Here is a 17,817-nt window from a genome sequence, read left to right as displayed (position 1 = left end):
AATTATTTTATAAGGTTCAAGACCTCATCTTACCCTGAGGCTGACACCCTACTGATAAAATTCGCCAACTTTGTGACAAAGTAAAAATTCTCTACCTTGCTGTCAGGGCAGGCAATATCTCCTGCATCAATATTCTCATGGGAATAAACTGCTTTCGGCTTCCATAATTCGTTGCCGTAAAAGTTGCCACCAAATCAAGATCAGGAAAGAAGAAGGTAAAGTTGCCGCCATTACCGTGGGCGTAAAGTGCCAACACCTCTTTACCCTCGCCTGCCGGGAACATCATGCGCCACCATAAATAGCCGTAAGTCTCTCTCCGTCCTGGCACGGACGCATGCTTGCTGGTCATCTCTGACAACCAATCAGGTTCGATAAGCTGAACACCCTCCCAAACGCCGCCCTGCTGCACCAACAGACCAATCTTGTGCAAGTCGGCAAGCGTTATACGCAAATGTCCGCCTGTGTCGGTAAATCCTTTGGGCGTTTTATCCCACTTCTCACCGTTAATCCCGAGCGGGGCAAACAATCTTTCACGTGCGAACTCCGGCACTGGCTGGCCCGATAGTTTCTCCAAGAGGCGCCCAAGCAGGACAACACCGCCCGTACAATAACTAAAATGCTGACCGCGTTCATAGGCCACAGGCTGCGACAGGATGAAAGCGGCCCAGTCGTTGGTCTTGTACATTTTATCTTCCTGCCCGACCGAAGATGGCACCCAGTCATCGCAAGCAAGGCCAGACTGCATGGTCAGCAAATCACGAACCTGTATGCTGCGTCTGGGATCATCCTTTTCCATATGAGCGAATTCTTCCGGCAGAATATCTGCAACCCTCACCTTCACGCTTTTTAGGCGCTTGTCTTCCAAAAGTTCTCCCACGAGTATCGCCGTGATGCTCTTGGTAGCGGAGCGAATATCCTGTTTTCTGACCGGGTTTCCTTTGGGGCTATAGGCTACCCAGGTACGACCACCATGCGTGATCATCATACCATTCACACCTTCATAGTCGCCGCGTTCAAGTTTACTGACGACTGAATTGATCGGCGATACCGTTTGATCATCTTCCGTGCCAGCACCCGGGCCAGACAGCACTCCTGCCAGGAAGACTAGCGATAGTAAATATCTGCTCACGTGATACCCTCCTCAAGTCTCGCCGGTATTTATCAGGACCTCATCATCGCTGTGTCAGTCGCATCTCTATGCGTCTGTTACGGGACAGTGCAAATGCATCTTCTCCGGGGTCAATCGGCTGGTGTTCGCCAAACCCTGCGGCTGCCAAACGATTAGCAGGAACACCCGCTGATATTAGAAACTGAACAACAGAAATGGCGCGAGCCGAGGACAGCTCCCAGTTATTTTTAAACTGATAATTCGAGATTGGCCTATTATCTGTGTGGCCATCAATACGCAGTATCCAGTTTAGCTCCGGCGGTATTTCCTTTGAAATAGCCATCAGCGTTTCGGCAAACTTCCTCAGTTCTGCGCGCCCTTCCGGGCCAAGTTCCGCACTTGCCGAGGCAAACAACAGCTCGCTTGCGAAGACAAAACGGTCGCCCTCGATCCGTATTTCTGGGCGCGTTGACAAGACCTCTTTCAGCCTGCCAAAAAATTCTGATCTGTATCCAGCCAGTTCCTCAACCTTGCTTGCAAGTGCCCGGTTCAGCCTGCGGCCCAAATCAACGATAACCGCCTGATTGCGACGGTCGCGTTCTTCGCTGGTCTCCAGCGCCGTCTCCAGACGCGCAAGCTGTTCGCGCAGTGCAGAAATATCACGCTGCAACCGCGCGACCTCTGCCCGTGCACGGGCCGATATCACCTGTTCTTCTGACAAAGCTTCCGCTGAAATTTTATTCTGGGTCCGTAACGTCTGCGCCTCTGCTTCCAGCGCTTCATAAGTTTCAGAGAGCTCTGACAGGCGGGAGCTGGAACCCTCAAGCGCAGCTTTTGTCCCTTCAAGTTCTGCGGTCAATCGGTCCCGATCAGCATTTGCTGCAGTCAGACTAGCTGACAATTCTGCCATACTGTCACGCAGGCTTGTGTTCGCCTGCCGCTCCATTTTCAAAAGATTGCCCAGCTCTGCAACCTGCCCCCGTAGCTCAGCAAGTGCCTGCTCACGCCCGGTCAGTGCCTGCCCCAGAAAGAACTGGGCCAGAACGAACATGGATAAAAGGAAAATAATGACCAACAGCAAGGTCGATAATGCGTCCACAAAACCAGGCCAGCTGTTATCGCTACCGCCTGATCCCCCTATGCGTTTGCGTGCCCCAATCATATCAGGTGCACTCCTTATTCCGCATCGGTCCAGGGCTTCCCGTCTTCATCCCGGGTTACACCACCAAGTTTCGCCGCCCGGTCTGCTTCTGCGCGGGCTGACATACCCGCCGCCAGTGTGCGTGATAGAAGTTTTAGTTCACTGCGCAAACCGTCCACAACAAATTCTGAATTGCGTGTCTGCTCTTCAAGCAGGCGTTTCATTCCCAGATCAAGGTTACGAATATGCTGACGTGATGCTTCATCCAGGGCGGGTTCAGCCTCAACGGGTTCTTTAGCTGCCATGGCTTCGATGGCACGCAATAACTTTGAACTGGTTTCCTGCGTCTCTTTCTGTACGAGTTGCACCGACTGCGTTTGTGCATCCAGCCGGTCACTGATGGCAGACAGGGATTCTGCAAGCGCGGTCAACCCCACCTGCATCTGGTGTTTTTCATCTGCTTCCCTGTTCATGCTACGGTGCAATTTAGTAATGCTTTCAGACGTTTGTTCCATCAAAGCATGCATATAAGCATCAGGCGACGCCGGGCTACCGTCTGCAATTTCACCGCGGCTTAATTTGGTAACAGACGCAAGCCAGTCCTCGACATGATTATAAAACCGTGTCTGGGCCTGCGATGCCTGCAAATCAAGGAACCCAAGGACAAGGGAACCCGCCAGACCGAATAAAGAGGAGGAAAAAGCGGTCCCCATACCAGACAGCGGCGCTTCCAGCCCTGCTTTCAATTCATCAAACATCAGGGCCATGTCACTGCCGTCAACCGACAGCGTTTTGATCGTGCCACCAATCGCCCCAATAGTTCCCAAAAGCCCCCAGAAAGTACCCAGAAGACCTAGAAAAATAAGAAGCCCGGTAAAATAACGGCTTATTTCACGGCTTTCTTCAAGTCTCGAAGCAATACCATCGAGGACCGACCGCATGGACAGGGCACTAAGGCGCATATTGCCCTCTGCCTGTTCAGCAAGAAGAGCGGCAGCAGGGGCCATCAACTTTGGTGTAGATGCTGTGGAAGCCGAACTATCATGCCGTTTGAAACTGGTTATCCAGTCTATTTCACCGGTCAGGTCAAAGACGCGGCGATAGGCAAAGACAATACCGATGACAAGCGTTGCAATAATAACCCCATTAAGCGCTACATTCGCCATAAAGGCGTCCATCATCTGATCGCTCAACACAGCCGCGATGGCAATTACAGCCACCAGAAACAGGCTCATCCGAATGACAAATTTTTTCGGCTTTTGCATCCGCAGTCCACTCCTACCACTTAAACATACGTACTTATAACACCTTAAATCCTATTTTATAGGCAGAAATATGGCTGATGATGATCTCTGGGTTTGGCATGGCAGACATCGCCATGCGCAGACGCCGTAAACTGGTAACGGCATAAACGACCCCAACCAACAGAAAAGGCCCCGCGATTGCAGGGCCTTTGAAATACTAGCAGAAAACAGCTGATTATCCAGCCATCCCCTTACGGGCATTCTTGATAGCACGCTCAAGCCGGATATGCAGACGGTCGTTCGCAGCAATAACATCCCCGCGATCGAGAATTTTATCGCCGCCTGTGATGTCTGTTACAAATCCACCTGCTTCGCGTACAATGATAATCCCCGCGGCCAGGTCCCATGGTTGCAACCCAGATTCCCAGAAGCCGTCATACCGGCCCGCAGCAACATACGCGAGATCAAGGGAAGCTGCACCGAACCGGCGAATACCGGCAACCTGCCCCATGATCGCAGACAGTTCAGCTTTAAATGTGTCACCGCCCTCGCGGCCCAGAAATGGAATACCCGTTGCAAGCAATGAATCTTCCATTTTGTTCCGGCCTGATACACGCAACCGCGCATCATTCAGGAATGCGCCATTGCCTTTTTCAGCCCAGTATAATTCGTCCATAATTGGATTATAGATAACGCCTGCGACAACTTCGCCATTCTCTTCTGCTGCAACAGAAATGGCAAAATGCGGTATACCGTGCAGGAAATTTGTCGTGCCGTCGAGCGGGTCAATGATGAAACGTTTCTTCGGGTCCTTGCCCTCGATTTCACCATGTTCCTCCAGAAGGAAACCATAATCCGGGCGGGCAAGCATCAATTCTTCAACAAGCAGCTTTTCAGTCCGTTTGTCAGCAGCAGACACAAAGTCAGCGGGGCCTTTTTTAGAAACCTGAAGCTGCTCAACTTCACCAAAGTCACGGCGCAGTCCGCGCGCAGCTTTCATGACAGTTTTAACCATCACATTCAGTAGGGGGGAACGACGAGACATGCTGTCTCTCCTTATTGTTTTTGGTTAAACGGCTTAATCAGCGCGGCTGACGTATTCGCGTGTTTCCGTTGCGACAACAACCCTGTCACCTGCAGATACAAATGGCGGTACCCCAATCCGCAATCCGTTATCGAGTGTAGCAGGCTTATAGGAAGAAGAAGCCGTCTGACCTTTGATCACTGGCTCTGTTTCAACAACTTCAAGTGTTACCTTATCGGGCAGGCTTACACCAAGTGGGCTATCGCCGTGGAATTCGATCGATACAGTCATGCCGTCCTGCAGGAACACAGCATCATCACCAACATCTTCCGCGCTCAGCGAAATCTGTTCGTATGTGCCCTGGTCCATGAAATTATACATGTCACCGTCGATATAGAGGAATTGATAGTCTTTCTGCTCAAGAACTACACGCTCAACTTTCTCAGAAGACCGGAACCGCTCGTTCAGTTTACTACCATCACGCAGGTTTTTCAGTTCCACCTGCAGGTACGCCCCGCCTTTACCAGGCTGAGTGTGGGCAATTCGTACAGCGCGCCACAGGCCGCCATTATGTTCGATCACATTACCTGGACGGATCGAGTTTCCATCAATCTTCATGGGTGTACCCCTTCATAGTCTCTATATACGGTCAAAGAACAAACCCGGGCACCTATAGCCGCCGGGATAATCGGTGCGGGGTGTACCAGAATTTCCCAGCCCCGTAAAGCCAATTAAACGCCTGAAGTATGGAGGTGTGCTTTATTTATTGTTCGAAATAATGCAACACGGAAATCCATTTAAACTGTCTATATAACAATATTTGAAACACATATTCTCCCAGTCATGAGAAGCACCTGATACCCACCAGGATGGCGAGTGGGTACGCAGAAACCAGATATCTTATTCAGGAGAATAGACATGACCGCACCTATCACATCCACACTGACCGCGCTTGCAGACAATGCATCGAAGTTTGACAACCTTACAACAGCAGCCCTGCGCATTGCCACGGGTCTGTTCCTTATGCCGCACGGCGCCCAGAAACTATTTGGCATGTTTGGCGGGTACGGCCTTGAAGCCACAGGTCAGTTTTTTGAAAGCCAGCTAGGGTTTTCAAACGGCTATCTGGCCGCCCTTGGTGCCGGCTCCGTTGAGTTCTTCCTTGGCCTTACACTGGCTCTTGGTCTGTTCACCCGGTTTAGTGCTGCTGCCATTACCGTGATGTTGTTTGTAGCAAGCAGTGTCCATTTTGGTGCTGGATTCTTCTGGACAGAAGGTGGCTGGGAATATCCCATCCTGTGGGCAATCCTGGCGCTGAGCTTTGTCACTAAGGGTGGCGGGGACTTCAGTCTTGATAAAGCCTTTGGCATCAGATTTTAAGCACCGGCTATTTGCACCCAAAAAACAGCAGGACGCCGGACTAAAGCGGGGGCGTTATGCCCCCGAACCTCCAAACCACTCTGACTTTCCCCTACCTATCCCCGGTACAATTTTGTGCCGGGTCTTTTTTTAATCAGCAAGTATCTGATTGAAAGCACGAACCGCTGCTGCGGGTCCATCAGCATGCTGCCAAACGGCACTGCAAACGGCAATAAAGTGCGCGCCTGCTTCTTTCAATTCTGCCGCGGTATCGGTCGTTATGCCGCCGATTGCCACGCTGGGAATTTCCACAATTTCATCCCACCGTGTCAGAATATCCTTCTCAGCATGATACTCGGTTTTCTTTGTTTCTGTGGGATAGAAGGCACCGAACGCAACATAGTCTGCCCCCTGTTCGCCAGCCGCGAAAGCCAAATGCAGACTATTATGGCAGGTAACCCCGACAATACGGTCAAGGCCCAGCAGCTCTTTTGCTTTCTTCACACTACCGTCACCCTGCCCCAGATGGACACCGTCCACATCCGCTTCATGCGCAAGATCAGCCCGGTCATTAATCAGAAGCGCAACGTCATGGGCCTCGCATACCGGCATCAATGTTTTTGCAGTCGCTACCACGGCATCATCCGACGCACCCTTCAGCCGAAGCTGGAAGCACGCGACATCGCCTGCCTTAAACACGCCATCAAGCGTGGCAGCAAAAGCGTCAGCATCCGCAATTTCACTTTGGCTTATCAGATACAGTCGGCACGGTTGATCAGATGTTGTCATAGTTTTCTCTCGTCCTTCTAGGCTGCCGGTAGCTATTGCAAAAACCGCGCTGAAAATCCAATGGATCATTAATCCTTATATGACAATTATTTGATTTAGATTCAATCCGTGCTGCGATTACAGTCCAAACAAACACAATACAGAACCATTTCCGAGAGGATACAGCATGACACGTTTCTTCCTAAGTCTTGCGGCAGGGCTAAGCCTACTATTTATAGCGACCGCAATTACATCTGCAGAAGATAGCAAAGACCTTGGCCCCGCGATCGGCCAGACAATTCCGCATACCCTGCAGCTAAAAGACCAGAATAATGCGTCACAGTCGTTTGATAGCCTGACCGGACAAAAAGGGGCTGTGATTGCCTTTTACCGGTCGGCTAAATGGTGCCCTTACTGTCAAATCCAGCTTATTGACTTAAATCTGCACGCTGCCTCTGCCCTGAAGGAAAAAGGCTATCCCCTGATTGCGGTGAGTTATGATTCTGTGGATGACCTGGCGACATTCGCGAAGAAATGGAACATTGAGTATAGCCTTCTTGCAGACACTGGTTCAAAAGCCATTGACGCGTTCGGCATTCGCAATGAAGACTATGAGGAAGGGCACTTTGCGCACGGCGTCCCGCATCCCGTCATTTTTGTCACAGACACAAAGGGAAAAATTCTGGCAAAACTGTATGAAGAAAGTTACCGCCAGCGCCCACCAACAGACCTGATTCTAAAAACCGTCTCAGGCCTAGAATAAACTAACAGGTCCTCGAACAAGCAAGAGAAGACAGGGGGGCGTGCAGCTATCCACGCTATGACTGGACACTGCACGCCAAGGAAACCAGTTAGGCAACCGGTTTCTGGGGGATGAAACTATTCTGACCCAACAGTAGCGCCTGATATTTTTCCAACTCCTGCGCAAGTGCGTTCAGGTACTGCATTTCAAATTGTTGGTCCAGCCGTGATATGCTGCTTGACCCAGCGCCTAGTGCAATCTGAGCCTCCAGTAGCAGATTTCTAGCATCAAGAATTTCTCTGGCAATGACTGGTTTGCTCATATCAAACAGCGATACCATGCTGGCTAGCAGCGATGGATCATAGGAAGTGATTAACTTCTCAACCTGCGCAAACTCTTTCCTGATTTTATTGATCTTCAGTTCCAGCCGCGCCTCAAGATCACTGCGGGAACTTTCCCGTATAATTGTCTCGTTCGCTGTCTTAAAGCTTTCTGCGTCATAGTGCATTCGCGTATCCTTCATGGTTGGTACACTTTGACCTTACCGAAGAAATAAGTTTTGAAAAGCGAATTAAATTTGATAATAATATCGAAAATTTTGCATCAAAGGTAGTGCCGTGGACATAGTTCAAGCCAAAACATTTTTGACGATTGTTGAAGTACGAAACTTTAAACAAGCCGCGGAAAAATTATTCGTTACACAGTCCACAATTAGTGCCCGTGTCAAAAGCCTGGAAGAACAGCTTGATTGCAAACTTTTCATTCGTAACAAGGCTGGGGTTACCTTGACAGATGCGGCAGTACGTTTTGAGCGTCACGCCCAGTCAATCGTTCAATTATGGGACCATGCAAAGAAAGAAGTCGCGATGACGGACGATATCAATGCGTCTTTGACCATTGGTGCACGGTACGGCTTGTGGGAACCCTTGCTACTTGATTGGCTTCTGGACCTGCGCAGCATGATGCCGGGGTCTGTGATTAATGCCCGCATCGGCACTCCCAGTTCCCTGATCCAGAAAATGCATAACGGCACCATGGATATTTGTCTGGTATATGCGCCCTATTCCAATCAGGGACTTCGTGTTCACCGATTGTTTGATGAAAAGTTTATTATGGTCTCCAGCCAGCGCGGTATACATGCCGAACTGGACGAAACCTATGCCTATGTACATTGGGGCAGTGAATTTGTCCGTAAACACAAATTGCACTATCCCGATTACACACTTAGCAAACTATCTGCCGACCTGGGCGCCTTAGCCGAAAAATTAATCGTGAAAGCCGGGATGAAAGGATACCTGCCGCGCAGAACGATCGAAAAATCATTGGCAGAAGGACTGTTGTTCGAAGTTGAAGATGCCCCGGAGATAAGTCTGCCGGTTTTCATGGTCTATTCAGAACTGATACCAGAGGACCAGTTAAAAATAATCCGGGATAGCCTGATTTCCAAATGTTCAGCATTCAAATAGCACCGTATCTTTTGTACAAAAATACTGGCACATAAAAAAGCCGGGGCACAAACCCCGGCTTCGCAACTATTATCAGACTATTTAACTTAGCCTTCTGCTGCTGTTTTGCCTTGTGACTTCAGGTCAACAAAGGCTTCATTCAAGCGAGCAATCATATTTTCTTCGCCCTTGCGCAGCCAAACACGTGGATCATACTGTTTTTTGTATGGCTGGCCTGTTTCAGGATGTACCTGATAGGCAAATGCATCAGGGTGTTCGTTAACATACGCACCAACTGCCTCGGCAAAGGCAAACTGCGTATCTGTATCAATGTTCATTTTGAACACACCGTACCGCAGTGCTTCTTCAATCTTTGCCTTCTCGGAACCAGAGCCGCCATGGAACACAAAGTTCAGTGGGTTTGCCGACGTACCGCGCTCTGCGATTACCAGATCCTGAGAGTTTTTAAGAATTTCAGGACGCAGTTTCACGTTACCTGGCTTATATACACCGTGCACATTACCAAAGGACGCAGCGACAGAGAAATGTCCAAGCGGCGTCAACAGGTCATAGGCCTTCAGAACATCTTCCGGCTGTGTATAAAGCGCAGGGTTTTCAAAGTCGTCACCGACGTCAGAGCCAACACCGTCTTCTTCACCACCGGTTACACCAAGTTCAATTTCCAGGCTTTGACCAAGTGGCGTCATCTCTTTCAGGACGCGGGCACATGTTTCCAGGTTATCGTCGATATCTTCTTCGGAAAGGTCAAGCATGTGGCTTGAATATAGCGGCACGCCCTCTTTCTTGATTTCTTTACGACTTTCTTCGATCAGGGCTTCTACCCACGGAACAAGCTTACGGTTCGCATGGTCCGTGTGCAGCACCGCACAAATACCGTAATGTTTCGCCAACAGATGAACGTGACGCGCCGCAGAAACTGCCCCTAGAACCTTGGCACCGAAACTGTCTTCGATGCCTTTTCCTGCATAGAACTGAGCACCACTGTTGGAAAACTGGATAATAATGTCAGAGCGGTTTTTCGCCGCAGCTTCCATCACTGCGTTAATTGAATTAGTGCCAACCACATTGACCGCAGGAAGGGCAAAGCCACCATCCTTGGCATTTTGTACAAGCTTGGCATAGTCGTCACCAAATACGACACCTGGTTTCATCGTTTCTCTCCGTATCGTCCCGATCGGTTTCGGCATTCACCTGATGCACACAAATCCAAAAGGAACATTAGTTAAATAATTCAAAAGTGTGGACCAGAGGGCACCCCCATGAGCCCGATATTACTGAAGGGCAGCAACTCCTGGCAGCGTTTTGCCTTCCATCCATTCAAGGAAAGCTCCGCCGGCTGTGGAAATATGGGTAAAACTGTCTTTCACCCCTGCATGCGCCAATGCTGCGACCGTATCGCCACCACCTGCAACGGTCAAGAGATTCCCGCTGTCAGACAGGCTTGCAGCCGCCTTGGCAAGCGCCACAGTAGCAGCATCAAACGGCTCCATCTCGAACGCGCCCATAGGGCCATTCCACACAAGCGTCTTACAGTCCTTCAGCACAGTGGCCAAGCCGTCTGTGGTCGCCGTACCGGCATCCAAAATCATCTCATCAGCCTGCACGTCATCAACACCTGTTGTCCGGTTGTCGGCATGGGCTTTAAACTCCTTGGCACAGACAACATCAACAGGCAGATGCACGGTGCAGCCTGCTTCTTTTGCCTTCGCAAGAATGATAAGCGCCGTGTCCTTCAGATCTTTCTCACACAAGGACGCGCCCACGCTGTACCCCTGCGCAAACAGGAAAGTATTAGCCATACCGCCCCCAATAATCAGGTGGTCTACTTTCTCCACCAGATTTTCCAGCACCGCCAGCTTCGACGACACTTTCGCGCCACCAACAACCGCTGCCACAGGGCGTTTTGGTGTGCCCAGGGCATCCTGAAGGGCTTTTAGTTCTGCCCCCATTGTTACACCTGCTGCAGCTGGCAGAAGATGCGCCAGTGCCTCAGTAGAGGCATGCGCGCGGTGCGAACAGCTGAAGGCATCAGAGACATACACGTCCCCAAGTGCCGCAAAGCGTTTTGCAAGTTCAGGATCATTCTTTTCCTCGCCGGGGAAGAAACGGGTATTTTCCATCAAAACCACGTCCTCGTCCGGCAGGACATCACCAAGTTCTGCAAAACCGACAGAACGTCCAAGAACCTCAGCCAGTGCCCCTACAACAGGCTTCAGGGACATTTCTGGCACAACCTGCCCCTTTGGACGACCAAAATGCGCTAATAGAACGGACCGGCCCCCCGCCGCAGCAATTGCGTCCACGGTTGGTTTTACCGCCTGCAGACGTGTATCGTCTGTTACCTTGCCGTCTTGCATAGGAACATTAATATCGACCCGGACGACAGCGCGTTTACCGCTTAGATCACCAAGGTCCGCAATGGTTTTGAATGTCATGTCTTTTACCCTTGAACATACATCATGCCGTTAAAAGATAGATCGTGGCGCAGCCACTTCATGGGCCAGAAACACGATCCGGATATAAGAAGTGGCGGCAACTCCCCAGGAATTGCCACCACCGGATACTGTCGCACAGGCGACTGTGCAGGTTGATGGCTGGACTTAGCCCAGTTTCGCCATCAGAACCGCAGTGTCAGACATACGGTTAGAGAAGCCCCACTCGTTATCGTACCAGCTTAGGATACGTACGAAGTTGCCTTCGATAACCTTGGTCTGGCTGGAATCAAAAGTTGAGCTGTTCTGATTGTGGTTAAAGTCGATAGAAACCGCTGGCATATCTTCATAGCCAAGAACGCCCTTCAGTGCACCTTCAGACGCCGCTTTGATTGCTTCATTGATTTCTTCTGCTGTTGTGTCACGGCCTGCAACAAACTTCAGATCAACCATGGAAACATTTGGCGTAGGCACACGAACCGCAGAACCATCAAGCTTGCCAGCAAGCTCTGGCAGAACCAGACCAACTGCTTTCGCAGCACCCGTTGATGTTGGGATCATGCTCAGAGCAGCAGCGCGTGCACGGCGTGGATCGCTATGCAGTGTATCCAGAACCGGCTGATCACCCGTGTAAGCGTGTACAGTTATCATATAACCGTGCTTGATACCAACCAGATCGTTCAGAACCTTGGCAACCGGCGCAAGACAGTTTGTCGTGCAGGATGCGTTGGAAACGATTTTATGATCAGCTGTCAGTGTGTCATGGTTCACACCGTAAACAACAGTGTTGTCACAGTCTGTACCTGGCGCAGAAATCAGAACTTTCTTTGCGCCCGCAGTAAGGTGCTTGGCAGCCGCGTCACGCTTGGTAAAGATACCAGTACATTCCATGGCAACGTCAACGTTTTCTTCACCCCATGGCAGTTCTTCCGGGTTACGGATTGCTGTTACACGGATTCTGTCGCCGTTCACAATGATGCTGTCGCCTTCAACTTTCACGTCACCCGGGAATGGGCCGTGTACGCTGTCACGCTTCAACAGGTAGGCGTTCATGTCCACATCGCCAAGGTCGTTGATCGCAACAACGCGAATGTCATCACGGCCACTCTCATAGATCGCGCGCAGCACATTGCGGCCAATGCGGCCAAATCCGTTAATAGAAACCCGAACAGTCATGGAAATTCCTCCGGTATATATGTTTGTAATCTGGGGTTGGTTTTATAATTTTTCGTTCACTGCTGCAACTACAGCGTTTGCTGTAATGCCGAAATGTTCGTAAAGATCCTCTGCTGGTGCAGACGCACCAAACGTTGTCATACCAATCGTGACACCGTCCAGACCTGTATAGCGTTCCCAGCCATACGTGCTGCCTGCTTCAATGGAAACTTTCAGAACATCTGCCGGAAGTACAGATGCTTTATAAGCACTGTCCTGCTGGTCAAACAAATCTGTAGACGGCATGGATACAACACGGACTGGTGTGCCTGCGGCTTCCAGTTCCTTGGCTGCAGCCACGGCGATTTCAACTTCGGTACCACTTGAAAGGATAATCGCCTTTGGCGCACCGCCCGTTGCTTCCTTCAGAATATACCCGCCTTTGGCACATAGGTTTTCTTCTGTGTGCTCGGTACGCAGCTGTGCAACACCCTGACGGGATAGCGACAGAATGCTTGGCGTATCCTTCGCTTGCAGCGACAATGCCCAGCACTCAGCCGTTTCAACCGCGTCACACGGACGGAATACATTCAGGTTCGGCATGGCACGCAGGCTCGCCAAATGCTCAACCGGCTGGTGGGTTGGGCCGTCTTCACCCAAACCAATACTATCGTGCGTCATTACATAAACCACACGCTGCTTCATCAAGGCACTCAGACGAATAGCCGGACGGCAATAGTCGGTAAACACCATGAAGGTACCACCGTATGGGATGTGACTACCGTATAGAGCCAAGCCATTCATCGCCGCAGCCATTTCAAATTCGCGGATACCATAATACATGTAACGACCAGAGAAATCGTCCGCCGTCACTGGCTCCAGACCCGCTGTTTTAGTTAGGTTTGATCCTGTCAGGTCAGCAGAGCCACCAATTGTTTCTTTGACGATCGGGTTGATGACTTCAAGCGCCATTTGACTTGCCTTGCGGGTTGCCACCTTCACTGGCTCGGCAACAAGTTTGGCCTTGTAGTCATTGATAGCGGCTTCGAAACCTTCTGGCAGATCACCAGCCTGACGGCGCAGGAAGTCTGCCTGCACGGCACTATCCAACTGTGCGAACTTGGCAGACCAGGCAGCAAAAGTATCTGCGCCTTTGGCACCCACTGCGCGCCAGTCATTCAAAACATCGTCAGGGATCACAAACGGCTCGGCATCCCATCCAAGGAATTCACGTGCTGCTTTAATCTCGTCATCACCAAGAGGGGCACCGTGTGTTGCGGATGTGCCCTGTTTGTTTGGAGCGCCGTACCCAATCGTGGTTTTGCAAGCGATCATGGATGGCTGATCACTTTCCTGCGCCAGACGGATGGCACTTTCAATTGCCTCTTCGTCGTGACCATCGACACGCTGAACATGCCAGCCTGCAGCTTCGAAACGGCCAACCATATCCTCAGAAGACGATAGATCAATGCCGCCGTCGATAGAGATAGAGTTATCATCCCAAAGCACAATCAGCTTGGACAGTTTCAGGTGCCCGGCAAGGGAGATTGCTTCCTGGCTAACACCTTCCATCAGGCAGCCATCGCCAGCGATGACATAGGTATAGTGATCAATAATATCACCACCAAATTCTGCGTTCGCCAGTCTTTCACCAAGCGCCATACCCACAGATGTTGCAAGCCCCTGCCCCAGTGGACCCGTCGTTGTCTCCACACCCGGGCATTCACCAAATTCTGGATGGCCTGCAGTTGGGCTGTGAAGTTGACGGAAGTTTTTAATATCGTCCATTGTCGGGCGGTCATAACCTGTCAGGTGCAGCAGGCTGTAAATCAGCATGGACCCGTGTCCCGCAGACAGAACAAACCGGTCACGGTTTGCCCATGTAGGGTTCTTGGGGTCAAACCGCATAAAATCGCGGAACAAAACAGTGGCGACATCGGCCATGCCCATCGGCATACCCGGGTGACCGGAATTTGCTTTCTGGATGGCATCCATGGACAAGGCGCGAATTGCATTGGCCATATTGTTGTGGGTTACGTTTTCAGGCAGGGAAACAGTATCAGACATAATCAGTGTAAACCTTATTAAAATCGCAAGGTGTGCTGGCAAAGAATTTGGCACAAAATGGCGATGTTGCGAGGCTTAGTCAACAGTTGAAAGGCCACAAAGTCCGCATAATTAACGAATATTGATGATTCTTGTATGACAATGATTGACGCCCATCCGTCCAAAAGCCTATCTTCTATGGCGTTAACAGGTTTTCAGTATCAAAATCATACACAGGCATAAGTGTAAGGCAGAGTCGGGGGAATTCCGTGGCAAACACAGTTGAAGACGATAATCTTGAGAAAGCCCGGGCGCGACTCGAGGCAGCTTTGTCCAAACTTGCTTCAGGTGTGGCAAGTTCAAAAAAGGCTCTGAAGTCAGCACGCGAGATGGCAGCAGAGAAAGCGGATCTGACCGTTCGCATCGCCGAGCTGGAACAAGACAATCTTGCCCTGCAGGAAGAAGTTGCGACCCTGAACCTGCAATCACCCAAAGCCGCAAATGACGGTGCATTCGAAACGCTTAAGCAGGAAAAAGCTGCAATTGAGCAAAATTATATGCTCTTGAAGAAACAGTATATGAGCTTGCAGGATCAGCTTGATGCCGCGAATGCGGACAGCGGGAACGAACAAAAAACCACCCACGGCGCTGATACCCGTGCGATCGAGGCACTGGAAGCAGACAATGAAGCTCTGCAACAGGAAGTGCAGGCACTGAGGGCAGAGAAAGACGGCATCAAGGAACGGCTTGATGCATCCATCGCAAAACTTGAAGAATTACTCGGAAGCTAGGGGCGGGAAATGGCACAAATCCAGGTTACAGTGAACGGAAAAACTTATCCTCTTGCCTGCGCAGCGGGGGAAGAAGAACGCCTTAGAACGCTTGCGGAATATGTCGACAATAAAATGACAGACCTGTCCGCAAAGCTTGGCCATGTTGCCGAAACACGCCTCTTGTTAATGGCTGCGATCCTGATTGCCGACGAACTGCAGGACGCCCTGGAAGGGGCCGGGGCAGACGGCATTCTTGGTGGCTACTCAGGCGAAGACCTTGCCATGATACTGCATGAAGTTGCGTCAGAAGTTGAAGGCATCGCCGACCGCATTCAGGAATAGGTTGTGTGGGGCGATTATCCCCGTTCCCCTTGACACATAAGAAAATGTTCGGCACCAAGTACGGCAGGGCTTCAGGTGCCTGCCGTTCGCATGTCTGCCGACAGTGGTGAAACCCTGTGTAAGAAAGTCTGTATTACCAATAAGCGCAGGTAATCGGCAACGCGAACACCCGTCTTCCCAAATGGTCCATAGACCAACTGCGCAGTAGGAAAGACAGGCAATGACAATCACAGAAAACAAAAAAACTCTAGCCGCTGTTCTGGATAATATCTGGTCAAAAGGTGATGTAGCATCCGTGGACCGCTATGTTCACCCGACCTATACCATTTTCCATGACCCCGGCGACCCATTCGACGGGCAAACTCTGGATCTGGACGGCTACAAACACCGGCTTATCACCTCGCGGCACCCTTTCCCTGATCAGGCGTTCACCGTGGTCGATATGATCGGCGAGGGAGACAAAGTAGCAACGTCCTGGACATGGCAGGCAACACACATGGCAGATTTCCCGGGTTTTCCAGCAAGCAAAAAGCCTGTAAAAATGTCCGGGCTGACAATCTATAGTTTCAAAGACGGCAAAGTATGCGGCCACTGGCAGATGGTAAACCGTTTAGGCGTGTACCAACAACTGCAAGCCAATGCAGAACACCTGCAGCCAGGTAAGTAATAGGCAGGCATCTTCAACAAAAAAGGGCAGGATATTTCCTGCCCTTTTGCTTATATGCCGAAACTGCTTACTCAGCCGCTTCTGATGTTTCTGCTGCTTGTGCCGGGATTGGAGATGGCTGCGGAATATCGCCGCCTTCGATGGCGTGCAGATAGACATCAAGCAACGCTTCCTGTTCCTGCCGGTCCGCACGGTCCATCTTGCGGATGGATATTACCTTGCGCATGATTTTCGGGTCAAACCCAACTGCCTTCGCACCTGCATAGACTTCCTTGATGTCTTCGGCGATGCCCTTCTTTTCTTCTTCCAGTCGCTCAATTCGCTCGATAAAGCTACGAAGCTGATCGCCTGCTACACCACCTGCTTGCACCATGTTCTGTCTCCAACATCAAATTCTAAAAATGAGGGCAGACACTACAAAAGCAGCCCTCTGATTTCAACGGTTATGTGCGTTCTGCCCGCAGCTTTTTATTCAGCGCAACACTTTCATTCATACGGTCAAGCTGTGCGTCGGTCGCCGGCCCCTGATATTTTGCTTTATAGTCTCCATACGGCATGCCGTAAATACGTTCCCGCGCAGCATCCTTCGAGACATCAACGCCTGCGTCTGCTGCGGCTTCCTGATACCAGTCAGACAAACAATTACGGCAAAACCCTGCCAGCCCCATCAAATCAATATTCTGCGCATCCTTACGCATATCCAGATGATCAATCAGGCGTCTGAATACGGCTGCCTCGATACTGTCTTGTGTCGTCTTGTCCATAGTATCCCCTCAGTAATGTTTGATCTGCACGATGTCTTCTCGTGCCATGCATTCGTCAAGCAAATCCGCCATCAGGGCAGACCACTCTGTTATCTGTGCATCATTCGACAGCAAATCCTGCCGGATTTCAATAGTTGCCTGTGGCAAACCGTGATCAGCACCGTGGCGCTGCATGGTGTAATATAGATCCTGCCCGGAATAGGGTTCATTATCCCCAATCACCAGATCCGTTTCACGCTCCAGCAGGCCAATAAGCGCCTGCGCCAAACGCGGATCACGGTTCCAAAGCAGCCCAGCGCCCCACGGGCGTTCCTGCCCATTCATTTCGGGTGTGAAACTATGAAGTGCTGCTACGATAGGTATCTGACCGGCTGCAAGATGCGCCGCAATCAGTTCCTCTATCGTGCTGTGGAATGGATCATAGTAAGCGCGTTTACGGATAGCGATATCAATACTATCCAGCCCGTGATTACCCGGTATGATTATCCCGTCACTGACCGTTGGAACCATTGTTGTAGACAGCGGATCGCGGTTACAATCAATCACCAGCCGCGAAACCGGCGCCAACACAGCCGCAACCCCCATCATCTCAGCCATCTTGCGGGTCATCTCGGCACAACCGATATCAATCGCGATATGATCCTCCAGATGTTTGGGGTCGAGCCCCAAGCCGTTCAGATTCTCTGGCACAAAATTACTGGCATGATCGCATACCAGAATAAGTCCTGTGCGGGCATCCTTGTTAATCACTTCGGGGGCAAGAGGGATAATATTCATCTACACTCA

20 protein-coding genes are annotated in these 17,817 nt (G+C 50.7%); 6 read left to right on the top strand and 14 right to left on the bottom strand.

The genetic code is table 11. The features are described 5' to 3' along the window. Positions 1-91: 91 nt before the first annotated feature. The 5 genes from IE181_RS06845 to efp all read right to left on the bottom strand — a co-directional run bounded on the left by IE181_RS06845 (position 92) and on the right by efp (position 5,135). On the bottom strand, positions 92-1,129 hold the full coding sequence (locus tag IE181_RS06845) for a serine hydrolase domain-containing protein (RefSeq protein ID WP_191251160.1): 1,038 nt from the start codon (positions 1,127-1,129) through the stop codon (positions 92-94). A gap of 43 nt (positions 1,130-1,172) precedes the next feature. Then, the gene (locus IE181_RS06840; protein ID WP_191251158.1) at positions 1,173-2,270 is read right to left on the bottom strand and encodes a peptidoglycan -binding protein; all 1,098 of its coding nucleotides are present in this window, start codon (positions 2,268-2,270) and stop codon (positions 1,173-1,175) included. 14 nt (positions 2,271-2,284) lie between these two features. Then, the gene (locus IE181_RS06835; RefSeq protein WP_191251156.1) at positions 2,285-3,514 is read right to left on the bottom strand and encodes a flagellar motor protein MotA; all 1,230 of its coding nucleotides are present in this window, start codon (positions 3,512-3,514) and stop codon (positions 2,285-2,287) included. Between the two features lie 214 nt (positions 3,515-3,728). Next, entirely contained in the window at positions 3,729-4,538 is an 810-nt protein-coding gene (locus IE181_RS06830; protein WP_191251154.1) for an inositol monophosphatase family protein, read from the bottom strand. A 33-nt stretch (positions 4,539-4,571) separates the two neighbouring features. Next, the gene (gene efp, locus IE181_RS06825; RefSeq protein WP_191251152.1) at positions 4,572-5,135 is read right to left on the bottom strand and encodes an elongation factor P; all 564 of its coding nucleotides are present in this window, start codon (positions 5,133-5,135) and stop codon (positions 4,572-4,574) included. Positions 5,136-5,435: 300 nt separating this feature from the next. Between efp and IE181_RS06820 the strand changes: the two genes are divergently transcribed. Continuing rightward, the gene (locus IE181_RS06820) at positions 5,436-5,897 is read left to right on the top strand and encodes a DoxX family protein (protein WP_191251149.1); all 462 of its coding nucleotides are present in this window, start codon (positions 5,436-5,438) and stop codon (positions 5,895-5,897) included. Between the two features lie 129 nt (positions 5,898-6,026). Here the strand turns inward: IE181_RS06820 and thiE are convergent, their stop codons facing one another. Beyond that, positions 6,027-6,665 (bottom strand): thiamine phosphate synthase, encoded by a 639-nt coding sequence (gene thiE / locus IE181_RS06815; RefSeq protein ID WP_191251147.1) that lies wholly within the window; start codon positions 6,663-6,665, stop codon positions 6,027-6,029. Positions 6,666-6,831: 166 nt separating this feature from the next. Here thiE and IE181_RS06810 point away from each other — a divergent pair, with 166 nt between their 5' ends. Next, the gene (locus IE181_RS06810) at positions 6,832-7,407 is read left to right on the top strand and encodes a peroxiredoxin family protein (RefSeq protein ID WP_191251145.1); all 576 of its coding nucleotides are present in this window, start codon (positions 6,832-6,834) and stop codon (positions 7,405-7,407) included. A gap of 88 nt (positions 7,408-7,495) precedes the next feature. On the opposite strand, the gene IE181_RS06805 is transcribed toward IE181_RS06810, so the two are convergent. Next, positions 7,496-7,894, bottom strand: coding sequence for a hypothetical protein (locus tag IE181_RS06805; RefSeq protein ID WP_191251143.1), 399 nt, complete (start codon positions 7,892-7,894; stop codon positions 7,496-7,498). A gap of 109 nt (positions 7,895-8,003) precedes the next feature. Between IE181_RS06805 and IE181_RS06800 the strand changes: the two genes are divergently transcribed. Next, the gene (locus IE181_RS06800; protein WP_191251140.1) at positions 8,004-8,852 is read left to right on the top strand and encodes a LysR family transcriptional regulator; all 849 of its coding nucleotides are present in this window, start codon (positions 8,004-8,006) and stop codon (positions 8,850-8,852) included. 86 nt (positions 8,853-8,938) lie between these two features. On the opposite strand, the gene fbaA is transcribed toward IE181_RS06800, so the two are convergent. The 4 genes from fbaA to tkt all read right to left on the bottom strand — a co-directional run bounded on the left by fbaA (position 8,939) and on the right by tkt (position 14,506). Then, the gene (gene fbaA, locus IE181_RS06795) at positions 8,939-10,003 is read right to left on the bottom strand and encodes a class II fructose-bisphosphate aldolase (protein ID WP_191251138.1); all 1,065 of its coding nucleotides are present in this window, start codon (positions 10,001-10,003) and stop codon (positions 8,939-8,941) included. A gap of 120 nt (positions 10,004-10,123) precedes the next feature. Further along, on the bottom strand, positions 10,124-11,287 hold the full coding sequence (locus tag IE181_RS06790; protein WP_191251136.1) for a phosphoglycerate kinase: 1,164 nt from the start codon (positions 11,285-11,287) through the stop codon (positions 10,124-10,126). Positions 11,288-11,452: 165 nt separating this feature from the next. Continuing rightward, positions 11,453-12,460 (bottom strand): type I glyceraldehyde-3-phosphate dehydrogenase, encoded by a 1,008-nt coding sequence (gene gap, locus IE181_RS06785; protein ID WP_191251134.1) that lies wholly within the window; start codon positions 12,458-12,460, stop codon positions 11,453-11,455. 42 nt (positions 12,461-12,502) lie between these two features. Then, complete coding sequence (tkt, locus tag IE181_RS06780) at positions 12,503-14,506, bottom strand: transketolase (RefSeq protein ID WP_191251131.1); 2,004 nt, start codon at positions 14,504-14,506, stop codon at positions 12,503-12,505. A 248-nt stretch (positions 14,507-14,754) separates the two neighbouring features. On the opposite strand from tkt, the gene IE181_RS06775 reads away from it, so the two are divergent. From IE181_RS06775 to IE181_RS06765, 3 genes are all read left to right on the top strand, one after another. Continuing rightward, complete coding sequence (locus tag IE181_RS06775; protein WP_191251129.1) at positions 14,755-15,276, top strand: hypothetical protein; 522 nt, start codon at positions 14,755-14,757, stop codon at positions 15,274-15,276. A 9-nt stretch (positions 15,277-15,285) separates the two neighbouring features. Continuing rightward, entirely contained in the window at positions 15,286-15,600 is a 315-nt protein-coding gene (locus tag IE181_RS06770) for a cell division protein ZapA (protein WP_191251127.1), read from the top strand. Between the two features lie 220 nt (positions 15,601-15,820). Then, the gene (locus tag IE181_RS06765; RefSeq protein WP_191251125.1) at positions 15,821-16,267 is read left to right on the top strand and encodes an ester cyclase; all 447 of its coding nucleotides are present in this window, start codon (positions 15,821-15,823) and stop codon (positions 16,265-16,267) included. Between the two features lie 67 nt (positions 16,268-16,334). On the opposite strand, the gene IE181_RS06760 is transcribed toward IE181_RS06765, so the two are convergent. From IE181_RS06760 to IE181_RS06750, 3 genes are all read right to left on the bottom strand, one after another. After that, complete coding sequence (locus IE181_RS06760) at positions 16,335-16,640, bottom strand: DUF2312 domain-containing protein (protein ID WP_191251123.1); 306 nt, start codon at positions 16,638-16,640, stop codon at positions 16,335-16,337. 70 nt (positions 16,641-16,710) lie between these two features. After that, positions 16,711-17,031: a DUF1244 domain-containing protein gene (locus IE181_RS06755; RefSeq protein WP_191251121.1), complete on the bottom strand. Its 321-nt coding sequence runs from the start codon at positions 17,029-17,031 to the stop codon at positions 16,711-16,713. 9 nt (positions 17,032-17,040) lie between these two features. Then, on the bottom strand, positions 17,041-17,808 hold the full coding sequence (locus tag IE181_RS06750) for an N-formylglutamate amidohydrolase (RefSeq protein WP_191251119.1): 768 nt from the start codon (positions 17,806-17,808) through the stop codon (positions 17,041-17,043). Between the last annotated feature and the right edge of the window lie 9 nt (positions 17,809-17,817).

The sequence above is a fragment of the Kordiimonas sediminis genome (assembly GCF_014656395.1).
Lineage (GTDB): Bacteria > Pseudomonadota > Alphaproteobacteria > Sphingomonadales > Kordiimonadaceae > Kordiimonas_A > Kordiimonas_A sediminis.
The sequence above is the reverse complement of the archived record's forward strand: the minus strand, read 5'-3'. Positions and strand labels throughout refer to the sequence as shown.

Coding starts and splice junctions, on each gene's coding strand:
- IE181_RS06840 (WP_191251158.1), bottom strand. CDS start 2,270: ATGATTGGGGCACGCAAACGCATAGGGGGATCAGGCGGTAGCGATAAC.
- IE181_RS06835 (WP_191251156.1), bottom strand. CDS start 3,514: ATGCAAAAGCCGAAAAAATTTGTCATTCGGATGAGCCTGTTTCTGGTG.
- IE181_RS06830 (WP_191251154.1), bottom strand. CDS start 4,538: ATGTCTCGTCGTTCCCCCCTACTGAATGTGATGGTTAAAACTGTCATG.
- efp (WP_191251152.1), bottom strand. CDS start 5,135: ATGAAGATTGATGGAAACTCGATCCGTCCAGGTAATGTGATCGAACAT.
- IE181_RS06820 (WP_191251149.1), top strand. CDS start 5,436: ATGACCGCACCTATCACATCCACACTGACCGCGCTTGCAGACAATGCA.
- thiE (WP_191251147.1), bottom strand. CDS start 6,665: ATGACAACATCTGATCAACCGTGCCGACTGTATCTGATAAGCCAAAGT.
- IE181_RS06810 (WP_191251145.1), top strand. CDS start 6,832: ATGACACGTTTCTTCCTAAGTCTTGCGGCAGGGCTAAGCCTACTATTT.
- IE181_RS06805 (WP_191251143.1), bottom strand. CDS start 7,894: ATGCACTATGACGCAGAAAGCTTTAAGACAGCGAACGAGACAATTATA.
- fbaA (WP_191251138.1), bottom strand. CDS start 10,003: ATGAAACCAGGTGTCGTATTTGGTGACGACTATGCCAAGCTTGTACAA.
- IE181_RS06790 (WP_191251136.1), bottom strand. CDS start 11,287: ATGACATTCAAAACCATTGCGGACCTTGGTGATCTAAGCGGTAAACGC.
- gap (WP_191251134.1), bottom strand. CDS start 12,460: ATGACTGTTCGGGTTTCTATTAACGGATTTGGCCGCATTGGCCGCAAT.
- tkt (WP_191251131.1), bottom strand. CDS start 14,506: ATGTCTGATACTGTTTCCCTGCCTGAAAACGTAACCCACAACAATATG.
- IE181_RS06770 (WP_191251127.1), top strand. CDS start 15,286: ATGGCACAAATCCAGGTTACAGTGAACGGAAAAACTTATCCTCTTGCC.
- IE181_RS06765 (WP_191251125.1), top strand. CDS start 15,821: ATGACAATCACAGAAAACAAAAAAACTCTAGCCGCTGTTCTGGATAAT.
- IE181_RS06760 (WP_191251123.1), bottom strand. CDS start 16,640: ATGGTGCAAGCAGGTGGTGTAGCAGGCGATCAGCTTCGTAGCTTTATC.
- IE181_RS06755 (WP_191251121.1), bottom strand. CDS start 17,031: ATGGACAAGACGACACAAGACAGTATCGAGGCAGCCGTATTCAGACGC.
- IE181_RS06750 (WP_191251119.1), bottom strand. CDS start 17,808: ATGAATATTATCCCTCTTGCCCCCGAAGTGATTAACAAGGATGCCCGC.